This window comes from Klebsiella sp. WP8-S18-ESBL-06 (assembly GCF_014169755.1).
GTDB lineage: Bacteria > Pseudomonadota > Gammaproteobacteria > Enterobacterales > Enterobacteriaceae > Kluyvera > Kluyvera ascorbata_B.
This window is the reverse complement of sequence record NZ_AP022256.1, coordinates 2,309,973-2,335,925: the sequence shown is the minus strand read 5'-3', so window position 1 is coordinate 2,335,925 and position 25,953 is coordinate 2,309,973. Positions and strand designations below refer to the sequence as shown.

Genomic DNA, 25,953 nt, shown 5'->3' with positions numbered 1-25,953 from the left:
TTACGTAACATATCTGGAGATTTACGATGCAGCAGTTAGCCAGCTATTTATCCGGCGCCTGGCAGACCGGCCGGGGCCGCACCCGCACCATCCATCACGCCATTACCGGCGAGCCGCTTTGGGAAGTGACGAGCGAAGGGCTGGATATGGCGCAGGCGCGCCGCTTTGCCATTGAACACGGCGGCAAAGCGTTACAGGCAATGACCTTTATTGAACGCAGCGCGATGCTAAAAGCGGTAGCAAAGCATCTGATGGAACTGAAGGCCGACTTCTATGCCATATCCACCGAAACCGGCGCCACGCGCGGCGACAGCTGGGTGGATATTGAAGGCGGCATCGGCACGCTTTTCACCTATGCCAGCCTCGGCGGGCGTGAGCTGCCGGATGATGTGCTGTGGCCGGAAGATGAGCTGATTCCGTTGTCCAAACAGGGCGGCTTTGCCGCGCGCCACGTGCTGACCTCCAAATCCGGCGTTGCGGTACATATCAACGCCTTTAACTTCCCCTGCTGGGGGATGTTAGAAAAGCTGGCGCCGACCTGGCTTGCCGGCATGCCCGCGATCGTTAAACCGGCGACCGCCACCGCGCAGCTGACGCAGGCGATGGTCAAAGCCATTGTCGACAGCGGGCTGGTGCCGGACGGCGCAATAAGCCTGATCTGCGGCGGCGCGGGCGATCTGCTGGATAATCTGGATAGCCAGGACGTAGTGACCTTTACCGGCTCTGCGCATACCGGGCAGCAATTGCGCGTACATCCGAATCTGGTGGCGAAATCTGTGCCCTTTACCATGGAAGCGGATTCGCTGAACTGCTGCGTACTGGGCGACGATATCACCCCGGAGCAGCCGGAGTTTGCGCTGTTTATTCGCGAAGTGGTGCGCGAAATGACCACCAAAGCCGGGCAGAAATGTACCGCCATTCGCCGCATTATCGTGCCGCAGGCGCAGGTGAAAGCCGTCAGTGAAGCGCTGATTGCCCGCCTGCAAAAGGTGGTGGTCGGCGATCCGGCGCAGGAAGGCGTGAAGATGGGCTCGCTGGTCAACGCAGAGCAACGTCAGGATGTGCAGGACAACGTGAATCGTCTGGTGGAAGCCGGATGTGAAGTGCTGCTTGGCGGTAAGGCGGATCTCCACGCCGCTGGCGCGTTCTTCCCCCCTACGCTGCTGTTCTGCCCGCAGCCGGATGAAATCAGCGCCGTGCATGCGATTGAAGCCTTTGGCCCAGTGGCAACGCTGATGCCGTATCAGAACAGCGAACACGCCCTGACGCTGGCGCGCGCCGGTGAAGGTAGCCTGGCCGGCACGTTGGTGACGGCGAGCAGCGAACTGGCGCGAGAGTTTATCCTCGGTGCAGCCCGCGCCCACGGGCGTATTCAGGTGCTGAACGAAGAATCTTCCGCTGAGTCCACCGGCCACGGCTCACCGCTGCCACAGCTAGTACACGGCGGCCCGGGACGTGCGGGAGGCGGCGAAGAGCTTGGCGGCCTGCGCGCGGTGAAGCACTACATGCAGCGTACCGCCATTCAGGGCAGTCCAACCATGCTTGCCGCCGTTAGCCAGCAGTGGGTGCGCGGCGCGCAGGTCACGGAAGATCGCATTCACCCGTTCCGTAAATACTTCGAAGAGATCCAGCCGGGCGACAGCCTGCTGACGCCACGTCGTACACTGACCGAAGCGGATATCGTTAACTTTGCCTGCCTCAGCGGTGACCACTTCTACGCCCATATGGACAAAATCGCCGCTGCCGAGTCTATTTTCGGCGAACGCGTGGTGCACGGCTATTTCCTGATTTCCGCCGCTGCCGGTCTGTTTGTAGACGCGGGCGTTGGCCCGGTTATCGCCAACTACGGTATGGAAAACCTGCGCTTTATCGAGCCGGTCAAACCGGGCGATACCATCCAGGTGCGCCTGACCTGCAAGCGTAAAACGGTCAAACGCCAGCGCAGCGCCGAAGAGAAAGCGACCGGCGTGGTCGAATGGGCGGTAGAAATTTTCAACCAGCACCAGCAGGCGGTGGCGCTGTATTCCATTCTGACGCTGGTTGCGCGTCAGCACGGGGATTTCCCGGCGTAAGTTGGCGCTATTGCCTGATGGCGCTTCGCTTATCAGGCCGACAAAGCCATCCGGCAACACAAACACCTATGCCTCTGCGGAGGCATTTTTTGTATCTGGCAAAACTGACAAATAACCTGGCAAGCGCAGGCAAACACCGGATGACCATCGGCTGTTAGGTTAAGACACTGGAACTGAAAAGCCTGGCACGGCACAACATAACGATAAGATGAGGTCACAATGTCTAAAGCTTTGATTCGATCTAACCGAAAAACAGCGCTCGCGCTGGCTATCGCCCTGTGTTGCGTCGGGCCCGCCACGGCTTTCGCCCACGGCGGCGAAGCGCACATGGTGCCAATGGACAAAACGCTGCAGGAATTTGGCGCCGACGTGCAGTGGGACGACTATGCGCAGATGTATACCCTGATTAAAGACGGGGCGTTCGTGAAGGTCAAACCGGGCGCCAAAACGGCCATCGTCAACGGGAAAACGCTGACCTTGCAGGTACCGGTGGTGATGAAAAAAGGCAAAGCCTGGGTGTCAGAGACCTTTATCAACGACGTTTTCCAGTCTGGCCTCGATCAAACCTTCCAGGTCGAAAAAGTCCCACACCCGCTGAACTCGCTGTCATCCGCCGAGATTGGCGAAGCGGTCACTATCGTCAAAGCCGCGCCGGAATTCCAGCCGAATACCCGCTTCACCGAAATTTCTCTGCATGAACCGGATAAAAAAGCCGTATGGGAATTTGCCCTGAAAGGCACGCCGGTAAATGCACCGCGCACCGCCGATGTGGTGATGCTTGACGGTAAGCACGTGATTGAAGCGGTGGTCGATCTGCAAAATAAAAAGATCCTCTCCTGGACGCCTATCAAAGATGCCCACGGGATGGTGCTGATTGACGATTTCGTCAGCGTGCAGAACATCATCAACGCCAGCACCGAGTTTGCTGACGTACTGAAAAAACACGGTATTAAAGACACCACCAAAGTCATCACCACGCCGCTGACCGTCGGTTATTTCGACGGGAAAGACGGCCTTAAGCAGGACGCGCGACTGCTGAAAGTGGTGAGCTATCTCGATACCGGCGACGGCAACTACTGGGCGCACCCGATTGAAAACCTGGTGGCGGTGGTTGACCTTGAGCAGAAGAAAATCATCAAGATTGAAGAAGGCCCGGTGATCCCGGTGCCGATGGAATCTCGCCCGTTTGATGGCCGCGATCGGGTGGCAAAAACGGTGAAACCGCTGGAAATTATCGAGCCGGAAGGCAAAAACTACACCATCACCGGCGATATGGTCCACTGGCAGAACTGGGACTTCCACCTGCGGTTGAATTCCCGCGTCGGCCCGATTCTCTCCACCGTGACCTATAACGACAACGGCAAAAAACGCCAGGTGATGTACGAAGGGTCGCTCGGCGGGATGATTGTCCCATACGGTGACCCGGACGTTGGCTGGTACTTCAAAGCCTACCTGGATTCCGGCGATTACGGCATGGGCACCCTGACCTCGCCTATCGCTCGCGGCAAAGACGCGCCAAACAACGCCGTCCTGCTGGATGAAACCATTGCTGATTACACCGGCACGCCAACGACGATCCCTCGTGCGGTGGCGATTTTCGAACGCTATGCCGGGCCAGAGTATAAGCACCAGGAGATGGGCCAGCCGAACGTCAGCACCGAACGCCGTGAGCTGGTGGTGCGTTGGATCAGTACCGTAGGTAACTACGACTACATCTTCGACTGGGTATTCCACGAAAACGGCACCATCGGCATCGATGCTGGCGCAACCGGCATTGAAGCGGTAAAAGGCGTGAAGGCGAAAACCATGCACGACCCAAGCGCCAAAGATGACACCCGTTACGGGACGCTGATCGACCATAATATCGTCGGCACCACTCACCAGCATATTTACAACTTCCGCCTCGATCTCGACGTGGACGGCGAAAACAACAGCCTGGTGGCGATGGACCCGGAAGTGAAGCCGAACACCAGCGGCGGCCCGCGTACCAGCACGATGCAGGTGAATCAGTACACCATCGAGTCTGAGCAAAAAGCGGCGCAGAAATTCGACCCGGGCACCATTCGTCTGCTGAGCAACACCACCAAAGAGAACCGGATGGGGAATCCGATTTCGTATCAGATTATCCCTTACGCGGGCGGCACTCACCCGGCAGCGACCGGCGCCAAGTTTGCCCCTGATGAGTGGATTTACCATCGCCTGAGCTTTATGGATAAGCAGCTGTGGGTGACCCGCTATCATCAGGATGAACGCTATCCGGAAGGCAAGTACCCGAACCGTTCCGTACACGACACCGGGCTGGGGCAATATGCGAAAGATGACGAATCCTTGAGCAACCAGGACGACGTGGTCTGGATCACCACCGGCACCACCCACGTGGCGCGCGCCGAAGAGTGGCCGATTATGCCAACCGAGTGGGCTCATGCGCTGCTGAAGCCGTGGAACTTCTTTGACGAGACGCCGACCTTAGGCGAAAAGAAGAAGTAATTTGTGATAACGCGCCGCCAGATTGCCTGGCGGCGCTTTTTGTGGTCATTCCCGCCGCGATCGCAGATTGGCTATCTGTTTATCGACACAGCGACGCACAATCTCATCAGTAGTGGTCAAAACATCCCAGCCATCAAATGCCCCATAGCGCTGCTGAAATGTCACCGCAGGCGCTGACGTCAGACGCGTCTTCGCCCCGTATGGGCGAATAATTTCAATTTAAATGCGAGAATATCAAGAAAATGTATTTAACGCTGATATTATGCGCAATACAAAATATGACACATAATATATTAAAACCAGTCCGAAACGTGTAAATAAATTTAATTAAACGCATATCAATACCATGCATAATATATCAATAAAAAATAATTCTCTGTCAATCTAAAATATTAAAAACAATCGCCGATAAATAAATTGCACACAGCCCGTGTGACTAAGCCATTATCGAAGGAGAGTTATTATGTCTGATTTTGCTCTGGTCCTGAATGATATGCGCGATCACTATAAGAAGAATTTAGGCAAGAAAAGCGTCACCCGGTTCCGACCGGTAGAGGAAGTGCACGACGATATTTTGTTTGCCGCAGTAACGGATGACGTTGCCGTATCTGGCGAAGAAGTACTGGCACAGCTTAAAATCACCGCCAAGGCAGGCGCCACGGCAACCGCTACCGCAATCCAAAATGGCATTACTGACGCCACCGGCGTCCTCAAGGACCACGGAGCGACATCGTCTGCTGTCGATGATTTTATCAGTAAAATGAACAAGCAAAGGGAAGATGCTAAACAGAACGCCAGTAAAACGATTGATAAGATTTATGACGAAGCGATCAGTATCGGCAAAGAGCATCCGAAGTTGCAGGGTTTAATTGCCGGTCTCATGGACACAGTTAGCCAGTTATTCCATGAGCTGGTGAGTAAAATTGTCGACTTTGTGGCGGGCATCGTGAAATCCGTCGTAGCGTGGCTAAACACCGCATGGAAAAGCATCAACACGTTCTTCTCAAGCGTTGGCAGTTGGGTCTCCGGCTGGTTTTAAGCCGTTAATCCCAGAATAAAAAACCGCCATCCTGCGGAGTGCGTCAATTTTGCGCCTCCGCTTCAACGCTGCCACTGCGCGTTGGTGATTCAGCGCATTGCGATACCATGAGAATGCCTGTGTTATCAGGCTGATGTAAAATCTTATCCTGCCATTAAGCCAAAGTACGATTTATTCAGTAAAGCCTGCCGCAGGATAGCGGCAATACCGTGCTGCGCAATCAAATAATCCCCTTTATTTATATGCGTTTTTTTCATCCACAAATGGGCGACTTTTTTTTGTTCAGCTACAATAAAATTTAGCTCAACTCAAATAATGGACGCGATCGTTTTCAACGCACAGGCCCAGAGGGATACAACTAACTCACTGATTTAAATGAGGTTAAAAATAAAACAGAAATATTAAACTCATAATAGCCAGACAGCATATGTAAATAGAATGCTAACTAAATTATAATTCTTTCACATCTGATAGATAGGTAAGGTTAGTATGCGATTCATTGTCATGTTGTTAAGCATTGTGGTCTGCGCGCAGGTCTGGGCGGGCGAACTTCCCAAACCTACAGGGAAAGTCCTGCTAACACTGTCCGGCAATATCGAAAATACAAATGGTAGCGGTAAAGCGGCTCTGGATATCGCGGGTCTGGAGAAACTGGGCATGGTCAGTTTCCAGACAACCTCTCCCTGGTATAATGGGCGCACGACCTTTACGGGTATTCCCGTACAGAAATTAATGGATTATGTCGGCGCGAAAGGTTCCGTTGTTAAGGTCACCGCGCTTAATGACTACACCACCGTTATCCCGCTCAGCGATTTCAAGAAGTACAACGTGATCCTCGCTTTAAAAATCAACGGCGAGTATATGCGCATCCGTGACAAGGGGCCGTTATTCATTGTGTATCCCTATGACAGTCTGCCGGAACTGAATAATCAGATTTATTATTCCAGATCCGCATGGCAAGTCAGCAGAATGAATATTGAGTAAGGGTTCAGAAGCGCATTATGAACAGAATACTGGCGGCCATCATTTTTTCCCTTTTTATTTCTACGGGATATATTTCTTTCCTTGTGCATGAAAGGCAACAAGAGTTACAAAAGCTGACCCACTACACCGATTCATGGTCTGCTGCACAGCTGGTGTCAGAATATTACCGCTTCGAATCGTCGTTAGGCCTGTACACCATCGATGACACCATGCCCCTCGATGCGGTGCGTCTACGCCTCGATATTATGCTCAGCCAGAGTGCTTTACTGAAAGAAGGCGACCTGGGGCACTACATTGATAGCAATAAACCGCATCATTTACTGGCGGTGAAGCTGGAGGAGATTCTTGACTATCTGGACGCGAATCTTGAGAAGATGGACCGCCCGGAGCTCCAGGCATACCTGAAAAAAATGCATGCGCTTGATACCCCACTGGGCCGCCTGTCGTCCGGTGCCTTGAATAAAGATGTTAACTCAATTAATAACGCCAACCTCAAAATTCAAACGCTGTATTATATTTACTCAGCGACATCGGTCCTGCTGATAATACTGAGTGCGATACTGGGCGTTCTGATATTTTATCAGAACAGGAACATCCTGAAGGCGCACCTTCAGGTGAAAAGCCTGGCTGAAGAGTTGCAAAAATCGAAAGAAAAGCTGCAAATCCAGAATGCGAAACTGGAATATGACGTATTCCATGACTCTCTGACTCAGATGAATAACCGTCATTTCTTCTGGGGAAATTTGAACAGGACTATCGACATCGCCAAAGAAAACAACACCTCGGTCACTGTGATGTTGTTCGATCTGGACTGCTTCAAGGAAGTTAATGACACCTATGGTCATGATGTCGGTGACATCTTATTACGCCAGATCTCCCATCGGCTGAGCTCGATAAACTTTACCTCCGACGCGCTGTATCGCTTAGGTGGCGACGAATTTGCGTTTCTCTCGAGCGGTCTGACCGAAAATCGTGCCGTGTTGCTGGCGCAAAAAATCAGTGAATCCGTCAACCAGCCCTACACCATCTATAACTCGATTATCAATATCACCACCTGCGTCGGGATTGTTATCTCAGAAACGGAACGTCGCCCGGACTATCTGTACAAGTTCGCCGATTTGGCCCTTTATGAAGCCAAAAATGAAGGCGCAGGCAAGATTAAAGTCTTCCGTCAGCGCATGTTGGACAAGCTGCAGGAACGCCGGACCCTTGAGCATGATATGGCGCTTGCGCTCGTGAATAAAGAATTTGTGGTTTATTATCAACCCATTGTGGATTCATTCAGCCGCGAGATTTACAGCTATGAAGCCCTGATTCGCTGGGTGCATCCGTCAAAAGGGCTGATGTCACCGGACAGTTTTATTCCCGTTGCGGAAAAAACCGGCATGATCAACGAAATGGGAAGATCGGTGCTGGAAATGGCCTGCCGGGAGGCAGCTTCGTGGGCGATTCCGGCCAAAATATCCGTCAACGTCTCTCCGGTGCAGCTCAGCAGCAAAGGCTTTGCCGGCATCGTGCTGTCTATTTTGAAAGAAACCGGGCTACCGGCGGACCGCCTTGAGCTAGAGGTCACGGAAACCGCGCTGTTTACCGAGAGCAATACGCCGATGAATACGCTCAACAAGCTCAGATCCCTGGGCGTAACCATCGCCATCGATGACTTTGGCACCGGCTACTCTTCTTTGTCACGACTGAGCAGGCTGTCCTTCGACAAAATCAAAATAGACAAATCTTTTGTGCACTCGATATCCACCCAGGAAGACGCCCTGAATATTATCAAGCTCATCACCGGCATGGCAAAATCGCTCAATATGAAGGCGGTTGCAGAAGGGGTGGAAACGCTGGAACAGTTGGAAAGCCTGCAGGCGCTGGGCTGTGATTTCGCCCAGGGTTATCTGTTCAGTAAACCTCAGCCCTATATCGATGACGTGGTTAAATATCGAAAATTCCCCCTGTCATCGTAAAAGCGCTGCTGCCCTGCTATTGATGGATGGACCGAACAGGTCATCGTGCATCGTTAGCCTGGGCGGCATGCCATTGTTGATTTCATTCCGCCTTTATTACGCAGAAATACAGGGTTAACCGGAATGGCCTGTTTGCGGGTCGTTATTGCCGCGGTCTGCGTAATATAATCGCGGAAGTGCGGCGTTTGCCGGTGCTGCTGATAGTCTTCCTCGCTCGCATAAACTTCATAAAAATACCAGCGGCAGGCATTCGTGACGTCCGTTGCGGCATATATGGCAAGCACGCCGTGCTCCACGTCGAGCGAAGTCGCCATTTCCGGCAACACGCTATTTTTGAATGCGATCTGGAATTCCGGCTTCACCTCCACAATCACCAGATTATTGATGGTTCGTTCATCCTGAATAACGTGCTTATCACCGACAAATTGAGGTACCAGCGTGATTTTCTGTTTCTGCTCGATAATCTCCGCGGCATTGGCGGCGAATGTCTTATAAGCTGCGCCATTCAGATGCTGGTAATAAGCGTCATCGTCATTATAGAGTTCGACCATATAAGCCCGTCGCAGATCATCCTTGTGTTTCAGAGCATACATTGCCAGCGTGCCAACTTCGCTACTGATAGAGGCTGAAATGGTTTGCTCCGCGATCTCATCATAGCGAGCGCTCTGATTGGCTTTAACGATAAGTTCATAAAGATTGATCGCGATATTCTGCATATTGACCCCTTTGTCAACGTCACACGGTAAAGTCGGTCGTCAGCGGCTGGCAAAAAATGCCCGATCGCCCTACGCTGCCGGTTGGCTGCGGGATGTCTGCCCCTTCGCCGAGAGCCCCTGCAAAACAGTCACCAACCTGGCGGCATGTTCTCTGGCCTGCGTTTTTTGCTGCGCAATTTTATCTGCATCCCTGTCGGCATAGCTGATTCCGCAGGTGTAAACCGGGTCTAATAATTCAAGATTACACAGCCTTGCCGTGGTCTCAAAGGGGATTAAATAGTCCTCAACCGCGTGGCCGAAGAGCCCCTGCGCGTCATACAGCGACGCTGGCGCGCCCGTGGTAAACGAAAGTAGCAGCTTTTTACCGCCCAGTTTTGCCCTTGAACCATGGGCAAAGCCATGTACAAAAACCTCATCCAGCCAGCGCTTCATCAGCCCCGGCAGGCCGTACCAGGAAAATGGAAACTGCCAGACGATAATATCTGCCTTCAACAGGCTTTCCTGCTCAGCGAGAATATTGATTTTTCCGTCAGGATACAGGCTGTCCAGGCGACGAATTTCAGCATCAGGCAGCGCCGCGGCGATTTCGCCCAGAATAGTGGCATTCGCGATGGAATGATTCAGGTCAGGATGCCCGGAAATAATGGTAATATTTTTCATATTCAATGCGTTAGTTAGCTGTATGTGTATCGTAAAGTCAGTATAGACCTGGCCTATTATTATTTTTAGACGAGTAATAACTTAATCTCTTTTAGCTAAAAACGAATAATCACCGCCCGGTCTGGCAAAGGTGCGGGGGCACGTTGGTGCTGACCAACAGACCGCCCGTCGCGCCTGGAGCCATCGTGCCCGCCTACTTTTGATCTTTAAATTCCGCACTAAACAAGTTTTCCCAGTTCACAAATGAACCCAGCGGGATGCATTCGAACGACAGCAGATTTGCCTTTGCCAGCGGGAACTCAGCCATCGTTTCCATCGCCTCATCTACCGAGTCGCATTCCAGAAAAATGGCAACGCCGGGCCGGTCCTGGCGGAAATAGATATCGCGGATAAACCCGGCTTTATAAAGCCCCCAGGCGTGCAGCGCTTCAGCGGTCAGATGCGGCGCATACTGCTCAAGCGTGGCGCCGGCGGCGGGAACATCCAAACATAAAATTCTCATAACGGTCTCCTGGACACAGTTACCAGTGGGAAGTGGCTGAAGTATAATTGCTTGTATTCAGGAAGATTAGGTGCCGATGGGCTTAAGCATATTTAGCCTATAGTTAAGAATAAGTCGGGGATTTACTCAGGATGACAGCATGAATAATGCGATTTATAACCAGATACGCATATTTCAGAGCATTGCTCGCGAAGGCAGTATTTCCGCGGCCGCGCGAAAGCTGGAAATTACGCCGCCCTCGGTCAGCCATGCCCTCAAGCTGCTGGAACAGCATCTCGGCCACCCTCTTTTTGTCCGTACCACTCGGCGTATTGAGCTGACGGAAGCAGGCCAACAGCTGCTTGAGCAAACTACCGCAGCGGTGGACTCGCTGGAGAAATCGCTGGAAAGCCTGCGCGACCAGAATCGGGAACCTTCTGGCCTGGTGCGGATTACGCTTTCACGCTTCGCCTATCTGTTGATTCTGAAACCCGCAATGGCCGGCTTCTGCCAGCAATACCCGGGTATCCAGCTGGAGATATCGGTCTATGACGGTACCGTGAATATTATCGACGACCGTTTTGACCTCGGCATTCGTTTCGGCGATATTCTCGACGGCGGCGTCGTTGCCCGTCCGCTAATGAAATCGTTCCGTGAAGGGTTGTATGCTTCTGCGGCCTATCTCGCCGAATATGGCGTGCCTGAAGTGCCGGACGATCTCAACCGTCACCGGTTAATTGGCTACCGCTTTATCACCAACAATCGTATCCTGCCGCTTATTCTGAACGACAACGGCGAACCGCTGACCGTTGAGATGCCCAGCCAGCTCATCAGCAACGATATTGAGGTGATGGCCGACGGTATTCGGCATAATCTGGGGATTGGTCGTCTGTTTGAACCGGTTTATCAGTTACAGCCCGACCGGGAGAAATTTATCCCCGTCATGGAGCGCTACTGGCGAACCTATCCGTCGGTCTATCTTTATTACCCGAAAAGCGCCGGGAAAACGAAAAGAGTGAAGGCGTTGATTGATTTTCTGCTAAGCCATATGGAAAAACAGGCGTCATCTTAACCCCATCTCACCGCTGAGGATTTCACTATGCCCACCTTTTATCAACTTTCCGCCACCGCGCTGAATGGCCAGCCCGTCGCCATGGCTGATTTCGCAGGCAAGCTGGTTCTGGTGGTCAATACCGCCAGCCATTGTGGCTTCACGCCGCAATACGCGGGTCTTGAAGCGCTCTACCAGAAATATGCCGGTCGGGGGCTGGTGATACTGGGTTTCCCCTGTAACCAGTTCGGTAAACAGGAGCCCGGCGGCAGCGACGACATTTCCCGTACCTGCCACATCAACTATGGGGTGAGTTTCCCGATGTTCGAGAAAGTCGAGGTTAATGGTGCCGGCGCGCACCCGCTGTTTCGTTACCTGAAACGCGAACTGCCCGGCGTGCTGGGGGGGCGAATAAAGTGGAACTTCACCAAGTTTCTGATCGGCCGTGACGGTAAACCATTCAAACGTTTTGCGCCATTTACCACCCCGGAGAAATTGGAAGCGGCTATTCTTGACGCGCTCAAAAGTTAACCAGGCTTAACCATCAAAGCCTCGCACTTTTAGAAAATGCTTACCTGACGATTTAAGTTCTGTCTGATTATGCCGATTATCATTAACAATGAAAATACCAGGCTAAGGTAGCATTTTTAATGAAGGATATTGCGAAATATACAAAATCTTTGGATTTAGCAAAGTACTATGTTTATGCCTTTTATGATCGAGAGGATCCCTTCAAAAAGCCTTTTTACATCGGTAAAGGTAAATCAGGACGCTGTTTTGACCATATAAGAAACCCCGACGACTCGCCAAAATCTGCGCGTATTAAAGCGCTGCTGGCAAAGAAGAGCCTGGGCATCGATATTCTTCGACATGGCATGGACGAGCCCACGGCCAAACTGGTTGAAGCCACGTGTATCGACCTCCTTGGCGTGGGTGAATTGACGAACAAAGTGCGTGGAAGCAGCTCGCTGATGGGGCGCATCACCCTTGATTCTCTTCAACATTTACTGCTGCAAGAAGAAACCGAGATTGCACCGGAGCACGCTGGCCTCGCATTTCTGCTTAACAGTACCTACAAATCCGGTATGAGTGCATTGGAACTCTATGAGGCCACGCGCGGAATCTGGAAAAACGTGCCAAAAGATGACTCTTTAAAATTTGCTTATGCGACTTATGGTGGGCTGGTTATGGAAGTCTACGAAATACGGTGCTGGGTAAAAGCGGGTTCGCAAGAATACTTTACGCGTGAATTGAATATTGCCCCTGACACTCAACGAAGGGAGTTTGTTGGCCGAATTGCCGCTAAAGAAATCAGAGAGTTGTATGTTGGGAAGTTAATCAAAAAAGCACGCAGCCACGGTAGCCCGTTCGTTAAAGTCGGCGCGGGACAAGCTACGCCTTAACCGCACTGGCAAATCGTTTATTGTGTCAGAGACAGCGCCCGGTTTCTGACACAAATTATCGATATATTAAGAAAAAGTCATCGGTGTATAAACGGAAAGCGCGGAAATGGTGGGTTGAGTCGCTACCTCCCACACTTTTTTATCGCGAGAAAACTCAATGCCATCGGTATTGATCGAAACATTCTGGGGTTTATTTCCCGTCATCAAAGATGACAGTAAAAAATCAAACTCCTGGCTTTTAAGACACGTGTCTAATTGCGCAGCAGGCGGTGTTTGCAGATAGTACATCGTTCCGACATTTTCATTCTCGCTGCCCATGCGGAAGATACGGAGAGTCCACGGGGCTGAGGCTAACTGGAGCCCATCCTCAGTAGAAAAATAAATTCGCTCGTCACGCTCAAGCGCAATTGTCATTGTGATGAAAACCCCAGCATCACTTGATGTGATAATTTTTATATTTGACGGTTCGAACTGAATAAACATAGTCATCCTCAGCATCAATTCGGTTTTTGATGCCTTCTATCTTCTGCCTCGATTTTTTAGAATTCAATTGATTTTCGAAACGCTTCTCGAAGAAGAATCACTTTGAGGACATGCAGAAGTCTGAATGCGAGAATTCGAACAGAGTTTGCCGCTCCATCGTTAGACCCACTCTCTCCCGGAAAGGGAGAGAGTGCTGATGGTAAAAATTAGTACCGCACGCACACCGATTTCGTTTCACACCAGTCATTCAGCCAGTCCGGACCAAAATCACGCCCCGTCCCCGACTGCTTCATGCCGCCAAACGGCAGGTTGGCGTCAATCAGCGTATGGCTGTTGACCCATACCGTGCCGGCCTGCAGACGGTCAGTGTAGTTCAGCGCCTGGGTCAGATCGCGAGTCCAGACGCTGGCGGTCAGGCCAAAGTCGCTGTCGTTGGCAAGGCGCAGCGCTTCTTCACCGTCGGCCACCCGCACCAGGTTCACCACCGGGCCAAATACCTCTTCGCGGGTCAGGCGCAGGTTGGCATCCGGGTTAATGACCAGCGTTGGCGGAATGTAGAAACCCTGCGCATCCGGGCCGACGTTGCCGGTAATCAACTCCGCGTTGTGCTTGCGGGCGTCGTCCAGATAGGCCGCCACTTTCGCGCAGTGCGCCTGAGAAACCACCGGGTTAATCTGCGTGGTCTCCAGCATACCTGGCCCCACCTGCAGCGATTTCACCGCCTGCTCAAAGCCGCTGACCAGCGTATCGAACAGCGGCGCTTCAATATAGATACGCGAACTGGCGGCGCACACCTGCCCCTGGTTAAGGAAGCTGCCGGTCATCAGGCCCTCAATCACCCACGCCGGATCGGCGTCTTTCAGCACGATCGCCGGGTTTTTTCCCCCCAGTTCCAGCGTGACGCGGGTCAGTCGGTCGGCGGCAACGCGCGCAATCTGTTTACCCGTGGCGGTGGAGCCGGTAAAGCTGACTTTCGCTACGTGCGGGTGCGATGTTAACGCCGCTCCGCACTCGGCGCCGCTGCCGGTGACCACGTTGAACACGCCTTCCGGCACCCCCGCTTCGATGGCCAGTTCAGCCACGCGCAGCAGCGTCAGCGGCGTGGTTTCAGACGGTTTGATGACGATCGAGCAGCCCGCCGCCAGCGCGGGCATCACTTTCCACATGCCAATCATCAGCGGGAAGTTCCACGGAACGATACCCGCCACAACGCCTACCGGCTCTTTTTTGGTCCATGCCTGGTAGCGCGCGCCTTGCGGGAAAGGAATCGATACGTCCAGGGTGCGGCCGCTGATCTTGGTGGCCAGCCCGGCGGTGTAGCGCATCCAGTTCAGCGTACAGCCCACTTCGAAGGCGCGAGAAATGTTGATCGATTTACCCTGCTCCAGGGTTTCTAACTGGGCCAGCTCTTCACCATGCTGCTCCACCAGATCGGCAAAGCGCAGCAGAATGCGTTCACGCTCGGCAGGCGTGCGGCCAGCCCAGCTGCGGGAGACAAACGCACGCCAGGCCGACATCACCGCGCGGTCAACGTCCGCCGCGTTGGCATCGGCGGTTGTGGCAATCGCCTGACCCGTGGCCGGATCCCAGACGGTGAGACGTTTTTCGCTCTGCGCCGCCTGCTGTGCGCCATCAATAAACAGGCCATGCTGACGGTCTAAAAACTGCTGCACGCTGGCGAGCAGCGCTACCTGTGCTGCGGACATATCGTCTCCTTATTCTTCGCGGTTAGTCATTTCAGTCTACGGCGGGTCTGGCGAAGGCGCTTTTATCTGTGTGACATTCGCTTGTGCGGCTGTGACAGAGACCGCAATTAAACAGATTGCTCTGGCAGAAATGTGCAACAGGTAATAGTTCTTTCATATATTCCCCGCTGAGCCCTTGTTAAAGGCAACATAAATGCAACAATGCCAAAACATTTTCATTGCAGAGATGGCGTATGGCAGCGGTAAATAGCGGTGAGACCTATCAGTCGTGGCTGGCAAAAATCAATCAGGTGTGCGGGCATTTCGCCGCGCGTCCGTTGGATGGCGACTTTCATGGTGAGATAGACACCAGCTATGCGGGCAGCCTCAAGCTCAGCACGGTCACCACCCGCAACGTCAATCTGTTCCGCACTCGTCAGGAGATCCGCAGCGGCAACGATGCCTGGTTCTATACCGTGTTTCAGCTCTCCGGCCAGGCGAGCATTGAGCAGGATGATCGTCAGGTGCAGCTGGAAACCGGCGATATGACGCTGATCGACGCCTCGCGGCCCTGCTCCATCCTCTGGCAGCAAACGTCGCGTCAGGTCTCGCTATTGCTGCCGCGACAGTTGCTGGAAAACCAGCTGCGCGGGAGTGGAATTAGCGTGGCGACCCGGCTGGATAAATCGCTACCGATGGTACAGCTCAGCCAGCGCCTGCTGCACGAGAGCATGAGCAGCCCGCAGCTATCAGCCAGTGAAAGCGAAGCCGCGCTTGATGCCATGGTCTGCCTGCTGCGCCCGATGTTACATCAGCAAGACGTCCGACCGTCACGGCGTGAGAAGCAGTATCAGAAAATCATGGCCTTAATTGATGATGCGATTCAGGAAGAGCACCTGCGCCCGGAATGGCTGGCCAGCGAAACGGGAATGTCGGTACGCAGCCTCTACCGGCTGTTTGCCGATAAAGGTCTGGTGGTGGCGCAGTATATTAAAAACCGCCGACTCGATTTATGCGCACAGGCACTGTTGCGCGCGCACGGCGATGAAAAACTCGCCGGAATCGGCTACCGCTGGGGGTTCAGCGACCACAGTCACTTCTCCACCGCGTTTAAGCAGCGATTCGGCATGTCGCCGGGAGAATATCGCAAGCGCGGCCGCTAAATAGCGAGAATCAGTTATCTTCGACCAGTTGGGCCACGTCGTTACTGTTGATTTGACGTGCGTTGCCGTCCTGATCGGTATAGCTGGTCATACCGGTGTCTTTATCAAGCTTCGGTTTTCCTTGCGTCACAATCGTCTGCCCGCTTTTGGTGGTCATCACGTAATTGCTGCTACAGCCTGCCAGCGCCAGTAGCATGACGCTCGCGCACAGAATAGATAACGGCTTATTCATGGTATCTCCCTTATTTAACCCTACCCACAGTGGGTTTAAGTGTCTGTATTGTAGGCCCGAGCGCAAAAAATGAAACCAGACGGATGTAACAGAAGTTATATCGGGAGCGAGCGGGAGGCGCAACGCGCCCCCCGTCGGGGTGATTACAGCGCGATGCGGATGACATCGTCAGGCGCAGTGGCCTCTTTCTGGCGGGTAGACTCCTGCTTCACGCTCACAAACAGCGTGTTACCGTCGGCGGACAGCGCCAGGCTGTTCGGGAAGGTTGGCGTCTTGATGGTTTTTGTCACTTTATAATCTTTGGCGTCGATCACCGTCACGGTACCGGCTTTACGCTGGGTCACATACACTTCGTTGCGCGTCGGGTTAAACAGCACCGCCAGCCCTTCCTGGGTATCGACCTTCGACAGCACCTTGCCATCTTTCAGGTTAACCACCAGCAGCTCAGGCTGTTTGGAATCGGTGATGAACGCACGCTGTCCGGCTTTGTCCAGGCTGATGTTGATGTAGAAATGCTCTTTGCCGTCATCCTGTAGCTTCTGGCGCTTGACGATTTTGTTGCTGGCGGTATCAATGGTCACCAGCTCACCGTCGGCGTTGGTCACGTACAGACGTTCTTTATCCGCATCAACCGCCAGCCCGGTGCCGAAGCTACCTGTACCTTCAATGGTGGTTTTCAGAGCAATTTTATCGCCATCTACCACCCATACCGAGCTGCCTTCTTTACCAATGCCGGTGATGTACACGGTATTGGTTTTCTCATTTACCGCCAGCTGGCGCGGCTGCAACGGTTTCACGGTTTCGCTACGCTGACGTCCATCCAGAACCAGTCGCCCTTTCACATCGCCGGTTTTAGCGTCAATCGCCGTTACCGCGCCGTTGATCGTGTTGCCGAACCACAGGGTCTGGGTTTGCGCGTTCAGCGTGGCGCCAAACGGTTTAAGGTCGTTATGAATTGTCTGGGTCACTTCCAGCGTGACCGGGTCCAGGCGATACACCACCCCGCCCTTATCGGTTTTACGGCTCTGTGAGGTGGCCAGCCACAGCGCGTTCTCCTGCTGGCTGTAGGCCATTTCATATGCCCCTTTACCGACCGCTTTACGCAGCATTTCATCTGCGGCGTGTGCGCTAAAGCTCCCGGCCAGCAGTAAAGCACTCAACAACAGAGAACGGCGCAGGCGCGGTGCGGATAATTGACGTAATGACATGACGACTCCCTTTGATGAACTGAATGATTACTGCTTCACATGGCTTCAGCCTTCGCAGCGTCATGGCGCTGCGTTTTGTAGATGCGAATAGTAATCATTAATTCATGGAATGTGGAGCTTTTCTTTGCATCCGCAACCGAAATGCCTCTATTTAATTACCTGAAATTAACTATTTATGCTGCTAAAGTTTTCAATGTGTTTACAAAACATTACTCTAGTCGAGTCTGTTCCATTTGGTACATTTTGCGAGTTTTTCATGAAAATAATCACAGTACGCTCAGCAGCGCTGCCTGCGCTGCTGTTACCACTTGTTTTTGCTCCGTTTTCCTGGGCCAGTGACGAACAAACGTTGATTGTGACCGCCGCCCCTCAGACCGTGTCCGAACTGGATACCCCGGCAGCGGTCAGCGTGGTCGACGGTGAGGACATGCGCCATGCGACGCCGCGCGTGAATCTATCAGAATCGTTGGGCGCGGTGCCGGGCCTGCAAATTCAGAACCGTCAGAACTATGCGCAGGATTTGCAGCTCTCGATTCGTGGTTTTGGTTCGCGCTCCACCTTCGGGGTACGCGGCATTCGGATGTACGTTGATGGTATCCCCTCCACCATGCCGGACGGCCAGGGGCAAACCTCAAATATTGATATCGGCAGCATCGATCATATCGATGTGCTGCGCGGCCCCTTCTCTGCGCTGTACGGTAACGCTTCCGGCGGCGTGGTGAACGTGACCACAGAAAGCGGCAAACAGCCCACCACGCTTGAAGCCAGCAGCTACTACGGCAGCTATGGCACCTGGCACTACGTGATGAAGGCCAGCGGCGCGGTTGGCGATGGCAGCCACGCGGGCGATGTTGATTACACTGTGTCGACGAATCGATTCATCACTCGCGGTTATCGCGATCACAGCGCCGCGCGCAAGAATCTGGCCAATGCCAAGCTCGGCGTGCGCATCAATGATGCCAGCAAGCTGACGCTGCTGTTTAACAGCGTCGATATTAAAGCCAACGATCCCGGCGGGCTGGATGAGAACGAGCTGCAGCAGAACCGCGAACAGTCGCCGCGTGGCGATCAGTACAATACGCGTAAAAGCGTGAAGCAGACGCAGGCAGGCCTGCGCTACGAGCGCCAACTGAGCGAGCAGGATGATTTGAGCGTGATGATGTACGCCGGTGAACGACAGACGACACAGTACCAGTCGATTCCGCGCGGACCGCAGCTTAACCCGACTCATGCCGGCGGCGTGATCGATCTCGATCGCCACTATCAGGGCATCGATACCCGCTGGACGCACCGCGGCGAACTGCTCGTCCCGGTGACCCTCACCACGGGGCTTAACTACGAGAATATGAGCGAGAAGCGCCGCGGCTATGAAAACTTCGTCATGGACGGCAGTACGCCGGTCTACGGCGAGAAAGGCAATCTGCGCCGCAACGAGCGCAACCTGATGTGGAACCTCGACCCCTATCTGCAAACTCAGTGGCAGTTGACCGATAAGCTGAGCCTCGACGCGGGCGTACGCTACAGCTCCGTCTGGTTTGACTCCAATGACCATTACATTACCGCCAAAAATGGCGACGACAGCGGCGACGCCAGCTACCACAAATGGCTGCCAGCAGGATCGTTAAAGTACGCGCTGACCGATGCGTGGAACCTGTATCTCTCCGCCGGTCGCGGTTTTGAAACCCCGACCATCAACGAACTGTCGTACCGCTCGGACAACCGCAGCGGGCTGAACTTCGCCCTGCAACCCTCAACCAATGAGACCGTGGAGATAGGCAGTAAAACGCGTATTGGCAATGGCCTGCTGACCGCCGCACTGTTCCAGACCGATACTGATAACGAGATTGTCACCGACGCCAGCAGCGGCGGACGTACCAGCTACAAAAACGCGGGAAAAACCCGCCGCCAGGGCGCGGAGCTATCGCTGGATCAGCAGTTTGCTGAAAACTGGCGTGCCAAAGCGGCCTGGACATGGCTCGACGCCACCTACCGCAGCAACGTGTGCGATGACGCAAACTGTAACGGCAATCGTATACCGGGCATCGCGCGCAATATGGGCTTCGCCTCGCTGGGCTATGAGCCGGAAAGCGGCTGGTACGCGGGCGCGGACGTGCGCTATCTGAGCGACATCATGGCGAACGACGAAAACACCGCTCGCGCGCCGTCGTGGACCGTTGTCGGACTGAACACCGGCTATAAATTCGATATCGGTAACTGGAATCTGGACGTCTTTGGCCGCGTCGACAATCTGTTCGACCGCCAGTACGTTGGCTCGGTGATCGTTAACGAATCCAACGGCCGCTATTACGAACCGGCACCCGGCCGTAACTATGGCGTCGGGGTCAACGTCGCGTGGCGTTTTGAATAAATAACCTGAACGTTTCCGGGGAGCCCCGGAAACGGTTTACTCACGAAATCATCAATGGCTGTATTGTTTTTGCAGGAAACTTGCGGACTCATCAATAACCTGACATATAGCACTATAGCTGGCGTTAGATTCTTTTTTCTCCAGCGCCGACAGCAACGGCTGGTATACGTTTATTTGCTGAAACGGTTCCATAGAATTTAAATATAAATAATGACAACTGGGTCCCACGCGTACCCATAATTGTTCGATAATGGTCATTAACGTGGGCATTTCCGCGTATTCATATATTCGAAAACGAAACCGGTAATTACACTGCAGCATCCGTGTGATATCGCCCACAGCTTTTGCCTCATGAAATAATCCTGAGAGATGATGAAGTTCCCTTAATCTTTCCATGGTTATATGTTTAGACGCCGCTGCGGTCGCCATTCCTTCAAGATTTTTACGAATATGGTTTATTTCCTGATAGCCAGAATGGTTTAATACCGGGACCATAAATGCCTGTGCAGGCGCGGCCTGCAAGGCGCCAGAAGAAACCAGCCGCAGCAGCGCTTCTCGTACTGGCGTAATACTAATGCCCTGATTGACGGCAATTTCCCGAGTCACTAATCGTGCACCCGGCTTCAGTGCGCCAATGATCAGCGCGCTTTTGATATTATTCTCTACCTGCTGTGTCAAACTGATACGTTGTGCTTTAGCAAAATCCAGCATTTTTATTATAACTCCACATAGAATCGGCTCAGAGCCCTAATATAATTAATAGCTGGAGTTGGTTATTTTGCGCGAAAAATACAACATATATTTCAGAAACGAACCTTTAGTGAAATTTATGCCCCTAAGAGCGCTTCACCGTTTATCACAGTTAAAACCTCAGAAGATATAAAATCACGTCAGAGGAATATTCAAACGCACCACTAAATAAATACAAATGTGACCGCTATCGTTAATAAAGCGACAGTCGTTTGGCGGCCCCAGTTCCAGGCAGTCGCCGCCCCGCATGCGATGCGCGGTTTCGCCCTCCATAAACAGCAGCTCGCCCTGCTGCACCCAGATAAGCTGGCGCGCCATCGCGTAGGCCGATGCGGGCATGGGAATATCGCTGCCCGACGGCAGTTCAATCTGCACCAAATCGACCGGCAGCTCGCCGCGCGGTGAAACGTGACGACGGAGATAATGGCTCTGTGGATCGTGCCACACCGGCTGATCGGCAAAACGCAGCAGTTTGCCTTCCTGAATTTCCGCACGGGCAATCAGCGTTGACATGCTGATGCCAAATGCGCCGGACAGCCTCGCCAGCAGCGCTGCCGTGGGGCTGCTTTCGCCGCGCTCAATTTTGTGGATCATCGCCCGCGACACGCCCGCGCGCTCGGCCAGCTCGCTCAACGACCAGCCGCGAGACTCACGCTCAATGCGAATTCGTGCGCCGATGCGTTGATTTAGGTTGTCTTCAATAGTATTCATGGCGTAATAATATAGTGAACAACATACAGGGTGCAACTATGTCTATTCGTTTTGCGACAAAAGAAGACTGCGCCGCGATCGCGGCCATTTATAACCACGCCGTACTGCATACGGCCGCCATCTGGAACGATAAAACCGTCGATACCGATAACCGTATTGCCTGGTTTGAGGCGCGGCAGCTCGGCCATTTTCCGGTGCTGGTCAGCGAAGAAGACGGCGTGGTGACGGGCTATGCCTCCTACGGCGACTGGCGGGCGTTTGATGGTTTCCGCCATACCGTCGAACACTCCGTCTACGTCCACCCGGAGCATCAAGGCAAAGGTCTGGGCCATATTCTGCTTACCCGGCTGATTGAAGAAGCCAAACGTCGCGGCAAACACGTCATGGTGGCAGGGATTGAGTCGCAAAATCACGCGTCCCTGCATCTGCACGCCAAACACGGCTTCGTCACCACCGGGCAAATGCCGCAGGTTGGCACCAAGTTCGGCCGCTGGCTGGATTTAACCTTTATGCAGCTGCAACTGGATAACCGCTGCGACCCGGACGGTAACGCATGAATCAATCCCTCACGCTGACGTTTCTGATCGCCGCAGGGATTGGCCTGGTTATCCAGAACACGCTCATGGTGCGGATCACACAGTCCGCTTCGACGATTCTGGTAGCGATGCTGCTGAACTCATTAGTCGGCATCGTGCTGTTTGTCAGCATTCTGCTGATTAAGCACGGTCTGGCGGGCGTGAGCGAACTGGTTTCAACCATTAAATGGTGGACGCTGATCCCCGGCTTGTTGGGATCATTCTTCGTCTTTGCCAGCATTAGCGGCTATCAGTACGTGGGGGCGGCAACGACGATTGCGGTACTGGTCGCCAGTCAGCTGATTGGCGGGCTGGTGATGGATGTGGTGAGAAGCCACGGCGTACCCTGGCGAGCGCTGGTAGGACCGGTTTGTGGTGCAGTGATGTTGATTGTCGGCGCGTGGCTGATTGCAAAACGCCAGTTTTAATCGCTTGCGTAGGCCGGATAAGCGCAGCGCCATCCGGCCTACAAGAGGGCTTACAAAATCTTGCCACCTTCAGTGAGATGCTCCCTTCGCGCCTCTTCCTGTTCACGCTGATGCTGGCCGTGATGGGAAATGGTCACGCGCAGGCGCTGCTGCTGGGTGAAACGCTCTTCACGGCTCAGTTGCGTATCATCGCTCAGCGCGACCAGCAGCTCGTTCATATGCGTAATCACGCTTTCTGCAATCGCCGCATCAACGCGGGCGATGACCTCATCCAAATGTGACATATCTGCTCCTTAATTGATTTTCACTTTCGAGAAATCGCTGCCCATCAGACTGACGCTGTAGCCGCTCACGTTGCTGCGCGTGGCGTAGAACGTTTTGCCATTGGCAAGGGCAATCCACGGTACCTGCTGAGCGTAGATCTCCTGCGCCTGGCCGTACAGCGCGGCGCGTTTAGCCCGGTCGCTCACCACCAGCGCTTTTTTCACCAGACCATCATACTCTTTATTGCACCAGCGTGCGGCATTCGAGCCGGTCTTAATGCTGTCGCAGCCCAGCAGCGTGTTGGCGAAGTTATCCGGATCGCCGTTGTCCGACATCCAGCCGTAGAGCGCGCTGTCGTGTTCCCCTTTACGGATCCCGGAAAGGTACTCGCCCCATTCATAGGTGACAATTTTAGCCTTCACGCCGACTTTCGCCCAATCGTTCTGAATCATTTCCGCAATGCGGCGTGAATTCGGGTTATACGGGCGCTGCACCGGCATTGACCACAGGGTCACATCAACGCCCTTCTCCAGTCCCGCCTGCTTCAGCAGCGCTTTAGCCTTCTCGGGATCGTAGCTGTAATCCTTCAGATCCTTCTTATAGCCCATCATGTTTGGCGGGATCGGTGATTTTGCAACCGTACCTGACCCCATAAACACCGCGTTAACGATCGCTTGTTTATCGGTCGCGTAGTTCAGCGCCTGACGCACCAGAACGTTATCAAACGGTTTTTTCTCCGTGTTAAACGCCAGATAGCCAACGTTCAGCGCTTCAACCGCATGCAGCGTCAGATCGTGATTGCTTTTGATCGCCTCAAACTGGACCGGCGACGGTGCCGGAATAATCTGGCATTCGTTGGTTTGCAGTTTTGCCAGCCGCGTTTCAACGTTCGGCGTGATGGCGAAAATCAGGTGTTTCGTTGGCACCGGGCCATCCCAATAGTTCGGGTTGGCAAGATAGCGAATCTGCGAATCGACTTTGTACTGTTGCAGCACGTACGGGCCGGTACCGATAGGCCAGGTATCGACGTTCTCCGGCGTGCCTTTTTTCATCATCGCGTCTGCATATTCGGCGGAAAGAATAGACGCGAAATCCATCCCCCAATCGGCAAGAAACGCGGCATTGGGTTCGTTCAGGACAAACTGCACGTGGTAATCATCGACTTTTTTCACCGACTTAATCAGCTTATCGAGACCCACGTCGTTGAAATATTCGTAGTTACCCTGCGAAACCTTATGATACGGATGATCGTTGTCCTTCTGGCGCAACACGGAGAAGATCACGTCATCAGCGTTGAAGTCACGGGTTGGGGTAAAGAACTTGTTGCTGTTGAACTTCACTCCCTGACGCAGCGTAAACGTATAGGTCAGGCCGTCTTCCGAGATAGTCCAGTCGGTCGCCAGCGACGGGATGGGCGTATTTTTTACCGGGTCAAAGTTGATCAGGCGGTTGTACAGCGTTTGCGAGCTGGCGACAAACGTCGGGCCAGAGCTGGCAATTTGCGGGTTAAAGGACTCCGGCGAAGCTTCGGAGCAATAAACCAGCGTGTCATGATTGGCCGCAATGGCACCTGCCGGCAACAGCGCGCTGAGCGCCAGCGCGAGGAGCGTTTTCCCTGTCATCATGGTTATAAGCCTTTCGATTTTATTATATGAACGGCTTAATAACAGCACAGCGCCAGGTAACTGGCAAATAACCAATTTGTCTCAGGTTATACTGAATATCCGTTTTTTGCTGGTTTCTTCATCGCTTACCCATCAGGTTTTACTTAAGTCCAGATATTCAATGCCAGGAGAATTACCCTATTTACCCCTCTCTTTCACCGTTTGTTGCATCTTGCTTTGCGTAAAGTAATGCCGTGAAGAAGTCTATGGGACAGGAACGTGGCAAAAACTCTTTTACGCAGCGGAAGTCTTGATGACTTTCAGGCCGTAGGCGGCGGCGGGCAAACGGTATTTCACTCTGCGCTCCAGGTGCGCGAAACGCTGCGCCTACGCAAGCAAGACGCGCTGGTCGACTGCCTGGCGATACCGCAGCTGAACGATGAAGGTGACCGGGTAGACTGGTATTCGCCGGTTGACGGTACGCCAATTGGCTGGAAAGCGGCGAATGAATCTCAGCGCACGCGAGCGCTGCACTACTTAGAAGGATTGCAGGATAGCGCGCGGACGCTCAGCAAGAAATGCCTGCAATCTGAAAAAACGGCACAGCAGCTGTTCGGCGCGCTGCTGGAAAAAACGCTGCAGTTTCCCGGTGAAAACCACCTCTTTCTCGTCGACGGCAAGCCCGTCATCAGCTTCTGGGGCTTTGTAAACCTTAACGAAGGCGCGCGCGAAGACGTTTTTGACTGCCTGCGTTATGTGGAGCCCGAGCCGCCCGAAGTGCCGCTGATTGTCGAGCTGCCCGAAATAATAGAAGAACCCGAACCGGTTATCGCCACGTTCAGCGAGGCCGACGCCCCGTTGATTTCGCCAAATGAACCGCGCCTGGATGCTTACACTCTGCCGGAGGACGAGCCGGAAGAACAAACCCGCCCGGCAGAACCCGCGGAGCCGGTGGCGATGGTCATGACGCCCCCGCGTCGTCCGCGCTGGCTCTGGGCGCTGCCGCTGGCGGCCGCTATCGCCGCCGTTGCCATTGCGCTGCCGTTGATGATCCCCTCAACGCAGGCGGAAGCGGAGCCTGAGCCGGTAGCAAAAGATATTGCACCGCCGCTGCGGGCGGCGGCACCCGCCATGCCCACCCTGACGGACGGGCTGCCGCTGCATCAGGCAAGCGTCAAAACGACGCCGGACGTGAAAGAAGACGAAAAGGAAAAACCGCTGGTGATTGCCGCTATCCCAAAAGATGCGCTGGTGATGGATGCCGATCAAATGCGCGCGGGAACGACCCGCTTTCTCAACGGCAGCTGGCGTGCGCAGATGGATATCAGCGACGCCCATACCGGTAAAGCGCCCAATCTGCGCTACCAGATTCAGAACAATAAAGGCACCGCACGCCTGCTGCGCGACGGCAATATTGTCTGCAAAGCGGCGGTGTTCTCCGGGCTGCACCAGAACGGCGAGCTGATGATCAAAAGCCGCGGCAACGCGCAGTGCAGTGACGGCGCGCGCTATCCGCTGCCGGAAATCAGCTGCAAACCGGGCAACAGCAACGTTGCCGTATGCTCCGCGCGTTTCGATGCCAAAACGGTGGTGGCGCTGACCTTTAAGAAGACGGGAGCGTAAGC

General features: G+C 53.7%; 24 protein-coding genes. 13 read left to right on the top strand and 11 right to left on the bottom strand.

The window, feature by feature from the left end; genetic code table 11:
* Window positions 1–26 precede the first annotated feature (26 nt).
* From paaZ to H7R76_RS11110, 5 genes are all read left to right on the top strand, one after another.
* Window positions 27–2,072: a phenylacetic acid degradation bifunctional protein PaaZ gene (paaZ, locus tag H7R76_RS11130; protein WP_182930552.1), complete on the top strand. Its 2,046-nt coding sequence runs from the start codon at window positions 27–29 to the stop codon at window positions 2,070–2,072.
* Window positions 2,073–2,291: 219 nt separating this feature from the next.
* Window positions 2,292–4,559: a primary-amine oxidase gene (gene tynA / locus H7R76_RS11125; protein WP_106926948.1), complete on the top strand. Its 2,268-nt coding sequence runs from the start codon at window positions 2,292–2,294 to the stop codon at window positions 4,557–4,559.
* Window positions 4,560–5,022: 463 nt separating this feature from the next.
* The gene (locus H7R76_RS11120) at window positions 5,023–5,598 is read left to right on the top strand and encodes a hypothetical protein (protein ID WP_182967773.1); all 576 of its coding nucleotides are present in this window, start codon (window positions 5,023–5,025) and stop codon (window positions 5,596–5,598) included.
* Window positions 5,599–6,087: 489 nt separating this feature from the next.
* Window positions 6,088–6,582 (top strand): putative pterin-binding protein, encoded by a 495-nt coding sequence (locus tag H7R76_RS11115; RefSeq protein ID WP_106926944.1) that lies wholly within the window; start codon window positions 6,088–6,090, stop codon window positions 6,580–6,582.
* 17 nt (window positions 6,583–6,599) lie between these two features.
* On the top strand, window positions 6,600–8,546 hold the full coding sequence (locus H7R76_RS11110) for a putative bifunctional diguanylate cyclase/phosphodiesterase (protein ID WP_106926942.1): 1,947 nt from the start codon (window positions 6,600–6,602) through the stop codon (window positions 8,544–8,546).
* A 53-nt stretch (window positions 8,547–8,599) separates the two neighbouring features.
* Here the strand turns inward: H7R76_RS11110 and H7R76_RS11105 are convergent, their stop codons facing one another.
* The 3 genes from H7R76_RS11105 to H7R76_RS11095 form a co-directional block, all read right to left on the bottom strand.
* Window positions 8,600–9,262, bottom strand: coding sequence for a putative quinol monooxygenase (locus H7R76_RS11105; RefSeq protein WP_106926941.1), 663 nt, complete (start codon window positions 9,260–9,262; stop codon window positions 8,600–8,602).
* 69 nt (window positions 9,263–9,331) lie between these two features.
* On the bottom strand, window positions 9,332–9,922 hold the full coding sequence (locus H7R76_RS11100; RefSeq protein WP_106926939.1) for an NAD(P)H-dependent oxidoreductase: 591 nt from the start codon (window positions 9,920–9,922) through the stop codon (window positions 9,332–9,334).
* 193 nt (window positions 9,923–10,115) lie between these two features.
* Complete coding sequence (locus H7R76_RS11095; RefSeq protein WP_182967771.1) at window positions 10,116–10,424, bottom strand: superoxide dismutase; 309 nt, start codon at window positions 10,422–10,424, stop codon at window positions 10,116–10,118.
* 139 nt (window positions 10,425–10,563) lie between these two features.
* Between H7R76_RS11095 and H7R76_RS11090 the strand changes: the two genes are divergently transcribed.
* From H7R76_RS11090 to H7R76_RS11080, 3 genes are all read left to right on the top strand, one after another.
* Window positions 10,564–11,475, top strand: a complete 912-nt coding sequence (locus tag H7R76_RS11090; protein WP_106926935.1) for a LysR family transcriptional regulator — start codon at window positions 10,564–10,566, stop codon at window positions 11,473–11,475.
* Between the two features lie 27 nt (window positions 11,476–11,502).
* On the top strand, window positions 11,503–11,985 hold the full coding sequence (locus H7R76_RS11085; RefSeq protein ID WP_182967769.1) for a glutathione peroxidase: 483 nt from the start codon (window positions 11,503–11,505) through the stop codon (window positions 11,983–11,985).
* 119 nt (window positions 11,986–12,104) lie between these two features.
* Window positions 12,105–12,857, top strand: coding sequence for a hypothetical protein (locus H7R76_RS11080; RefSeq protein ID WP_182967767.1), 753 nt, complete (start codon window positions 12,105–12,107; stop codon window positions 12,855–12,857).
* Window positions 12,858–12,923: 66 nt separating this feature from the next.
* Here H7R76_RS11080 and H7R76_RS11075 read toward each other — a convergent pair whose 3' ends face one another.
* Both H7R76_RS11075 and H7R76_RS11070 read right to left on the bottom strand, forming a co-directional pair.
* Entirely contained in the window at window positions 12,924–13,340 is a 417-nt protein-coding gene (locus tag H7R76_RS11075) for a hypothetical protein (RefSeq protein ID WP_182967765.1), read from the bottom strand.
* Window positions 13,341–13,546: 206 nt separating this feature from the next.
* The gene (locus H7R76_RS11070; RefSeq protein ID WP_106926930.1) at window positions 13,547–15,046 is read right to left on the bottom strand and encodes an aldehyde dehydrogenase family protein; all 1,500 of its coding nucleotides are present in this window, start codon (window positions 15,044–15,046) and stop codon (window positions 13,547–13,549) included.
* Between the two features lie 233 nt (window positions 15,047–15,279).
* Between H7R76_RS11070 and feaR the strand changes: the two genes are divergently transcribed.
* Window positions 15,280–16,188 carry a transcriptional regulator FeaR gene (gene feaR / locus H7R76_RS11065; protein ID WP_182967763.1) on the top strand — a complete coding sequence of 303 codons (909 nt, stop codon included), beginning with the start codon at window positions 15,280–15,282 and terminating at the stop codon, window positions 16,186–16,188.
* A gap of 10 nt (window positions 16,189–16,198) precedes the next feature.
* Here the strand turns inward: feaR and H7R76_RS11060 are convergent, their stop codons facing one another.
* Together H7R76_RS11060 and yncE are read right to left on the bottom strand one after the other, a co-directional pair.
* Entirely contained in the window at window positions 16,199–16,420 is a 222-nt protein-coding gene (locus H7R76_RS11060; RefSeq protein ID WP_106926926.1) for a YgdI/YgdR family lipoprotein, read from the bottom strand.
* Window positions 16,421–16,563: 143 nt separating this feature from the next.
* Window positions 16,564–17,628: a 7-bladed beta-propeller protein YncE gene (gene yncE, locus H7R76_RS11055; protein WP_106926924.1), complete on the bottom strand. Its 1,065-nt coding sequence runs from the start codon at window positions 17,626–17,628 to the stop codon at window positions 16,564–16,566.
* 256 nt (window positions 17,629–17,884) lie between these two features.
* Between yncE and pqqU the strand changes: the two genes are divergently transcribed.
* Complete coding sequence (gene pqqU, locus H7R76_RS11050) at window positions 17,885–19,996, top strand: TonB-dependent receptor PqqU (protein WP_182967761.1); 2,112 nt, start codon at window positions 17,885–17,887, stop codon at window positions 19,994–19,996.
* Window positions 19,997–20,047: 51 nt separating this feature from the next.
* Here pqqU and H7R76_RS11045 read toward each other — a convergent pair whose 3' ends face one another.
* Window positions 20,048–20,707 carry a GntR family transcriptional regulator gene (locus tag H7R76_RS11045; protein ID WP_106926920.1) on the bottom strand — a complete coding sequence of 220 codons (660 nt, stop codon included), beginning with the start codon at window positions 20,705–20,707 and terminating at the stop codon, window positions 20,048–20,050.
* A 174-nt stretch (window positions 20,708–20,881) separates the two neighbouring features.
* On the bottom strand, window positions 20,882–21,457 hold the full coding sequence (locus H7R76_RS11040; protein ID WP_182930540.1) for a helix-turn-helix domain-containing protein: 576 nt from the start codon (window positions 21,455–21,457) through the stop codon (window positions 20,882–20,884).
* 38 nt (window positions 21,458–21,495) lie between these two features.
* On the opposite strand from H7R76_RS11040, the gene H7R76_RS11035 reads away from it, so the two are divergent.
* Together H7R76_RS11035 and H7R76_RS11030 are read left to right on the top strand one after the other, a co-directional pair.
* Window positions 21,496–22,014 (top strand): GNAT family N-acetyltransferase, encoded by a 519-nt coding sequence (locus H7R76_RS11035; protein WP_182930539.1) that lies wholly within the window; start codon window positions 21,496–21,498, stop codon window positions 22,012–22,014.
* On the top strand, window positions 22,011–22,460 hold the full coding sequence (locus H7R76_RS11030) for a DMT family transporter (protein WP_106926914.1): 450 nt from the start codon (window positions 22,011–22,013) through the stop codon (window positions 22,458–22,460). Before H7R76_RS11035 ends, H7R76_RS11030 begins: the two co-directional genes overlap by 4 nt.
* A 50-nt stretch (window positions 22,461–22,510) precedes the next feature.
* On the opposite strand, the gene H7R76_RS11025 is transcribed toward H7R76_RS11030, so the two are convergent.
* Both H7R76_RS11025 and H7R76_RS11020 read right to left on the bottom strand, forming a co-directional pair.
* A complete protein-coding gene (locus tag H7R76_RS11025; RefSeq protein WP_106926912.1) occupies window positions 22,511–22,744 on the bottom strand; it encodes a DUF2526 family protein in 234 nt (77 codons plus the stop codon).
* Between the two features lie 9 nt (window positions 22,745–22,753).
* Window positions 22,754–24,349: an ABC transporter substrate-binding protein gene (locus H7R76_RS11020; protein ID WP_182967759.1), complete on the bottom strand. Its 1,596-nt coding sequence runs from the start codon at window positions 24,347–24,349 to the stop codon at window positions 22,754–22,756.
* A gap of 258 nt (window positions 24,350–24,607) precedes the next feature.
* On the opposite strand from H7R76_RS11020, the gene H7R76_RS11015 reads away from it, so the two are divergent.
* Entirely contained in the window at window positions 24,608–25,951 is a 1,344-nt protein-coding gene (locus tag H7R76_RS11015; RefSeq protein WP_182967757.1) for an SrfA family protein, read from the top strand.
* Window positions 25,952–25,953 lie beyond the last annotated feature (2 nt).

What these genes read in the sequence shown, in the direction of transcription:
- pqqU (WP_182967761.1), top strand. Translation starts at nt 17,885, where the DNA reads ATGAAAATAATCACAGTACGCTCAGCAGCGCTGCCTGCGCTGCTGTTA.
- H7R76_RS11075 (WP_182967765.1), bottom strand. Translation starts at nt 13,340, where the DNA reads ATGTTTATTCAGTTCGAACCGTCAAATATAAAAATTATCACATCAAGT.
- H7R76_RS11105 (WP_106926941.1), bottom strand. Translation starts at nt 9,262, where the DNA reads ATGCAGAATATCGCGATCAATCTTTATGAACTTATCGTTAAAGCCAAT.
- H7R76_RS11095 (WP_182967771.1), bottom strand. Translation starts at nt 10,424, where the DNA reads ATGAGAATTTTATGTTTGGATGTTCCCGCCGCCGGCGCCACGCTTGAG.
- H7R76_RS11110 (WP_106926942.1), top strand. Translation starts at nt 6,600, where the DNA reads ATGAACAGAATACTGGCGGCCATCATTTTTTCCCTTTTTATTTCTACG.
- feaR (WP_182967763.1), top strand. Translation starts at nt 15,280, where the DNA reads ATGGCAGCGGTAAATAGCGGTGAGACCTATCAGTCGTGGCTGGCAAAA.
- H7R76_RS11060 (WP_106926926.1), bottom strand. Translation starts at nt 16,420, where the DNA reads ATGAATAAGCCGTTATCTATTCTGTGCGCGAGCGTCATGCTACTGGCG.
- tynA (WP_106926948.1), top strand. Translation starts at nt 2,292, where the DNA reads ATGTCTAAAGCTTTGATTCGATCTAACCGAAAAACAGCGCTCGCGCTG.
- H7R76_RS11120 (WP_182967773.1), top strand. Translation starts at nt 5,023, where the DNA reads ATGTCTGATTTTGCTCTGGTCCTGAATGATATGCGCGATCACTATAAG.
- H7R76_RS11080 (WP_182967767.1), top strand. Translation starts at nt 12,105, where the DNA reads ATGAAGGATATTGCGAAATATACAAAATCTTTGGATTTAGCAAAGTAC.
- H7R76_RS11070 (WP_106926930.1), bottom strand. Translation starts at nt 15,046, where the DNA reads ATGTCCGCAGCACAGGTAGCGCTGCTCGCCAGCGTGCAGCAGTTTTTA.
- yncE (WP_106926924.1), bottom strand. Translation starts at nt 17,628, where the DNA reads ATGTCATTACGTCAATTATCCGCACCGCGCCTGCGCCGTTCTCTGTTG.
- H7R76_RS11045 (WP_106926920.1), bottom strand. Translation starts at nt 20,707, where the DNA reads ATGCTGGATTTTGCTAAAGCACAACGTATCAGTTTGACACAGCAGGTA.
- H7R76_RS11020 (WP_182967759.1), bottom strand. Translation starts at nt 24,349, where the DNA reads ATGATGACAGGGAAAACGCTCCTCGCGCTGGCGCTCAGCGCGCTGTTG.
- H7R76_RS11025 (WP_106926912.1), bottom strand. Translation starts at nt 22,744, where the DNA reads ATGTCACATTTGGATGAGGTCATCGCCCGCGTTGATGCGGCGATTGCA.
- H7R76_RS11040 (WP_182930540.1), bottom strand. Translation starts at nt 21,457, where the DNA reads ATGAATACTATTGAAGACAACCTAAATCAACGCATCGGCGCACGAATT.
- H7R76_RS11100 (WP_106926939.1), bottom strand. Translation starts at nt 9,922, where the DNA reads ATGAAAAATATTACCATTATTTCCGGGCATCCTGACCTGAATCATTCC.
- H7R76_RS11030 (WP_106926914.1), top strand. Translation starts at nt 22,011, where the DNA reads ATGAATCAATCCCTCACGCTGACGTTTCTGATCGCCGCAGGGATTGGC.
- H7R76_RS11035 (WP_182930539.1), top strand. Translation starts at nt 21,496, where the DNA reads ATGTCTATTCGTTTTGCGACAAAAGAAGACTGCGCCGCGATCGCGGCC.
- H7R76_RS11085 (WP_182967769.1), top strand. Translation starts at nt 11,503, where the DNA reads ATGCCCACCTTTTATCAACTTTCCGCCACCGCGCTGAATGGCCAGCCC.
- paaZ (WP_182930552.1), top strand. Translation starts at nt 27, where the DNA reads ATGCAGCAGTTAGCCAGCTATTTATCCGGCGCCTGGCAGACCGGCCGG.
- H7R76_RS11115 (WP_106926944.1), top strand. Translation starts at nt 6,088, where the DNA reads ATGCGATTCATTGTCATGTTGTTAAGCATTGTGGTCTGCGCGCAGGTC.
- H7R76_RS11090 (WP_106926935.1), top strand. Translation starts at nt 10,564, where the DNA reads ATGAATAATGCGATTTATAACCAGATACGCATATTTCAGAGCATTGCT.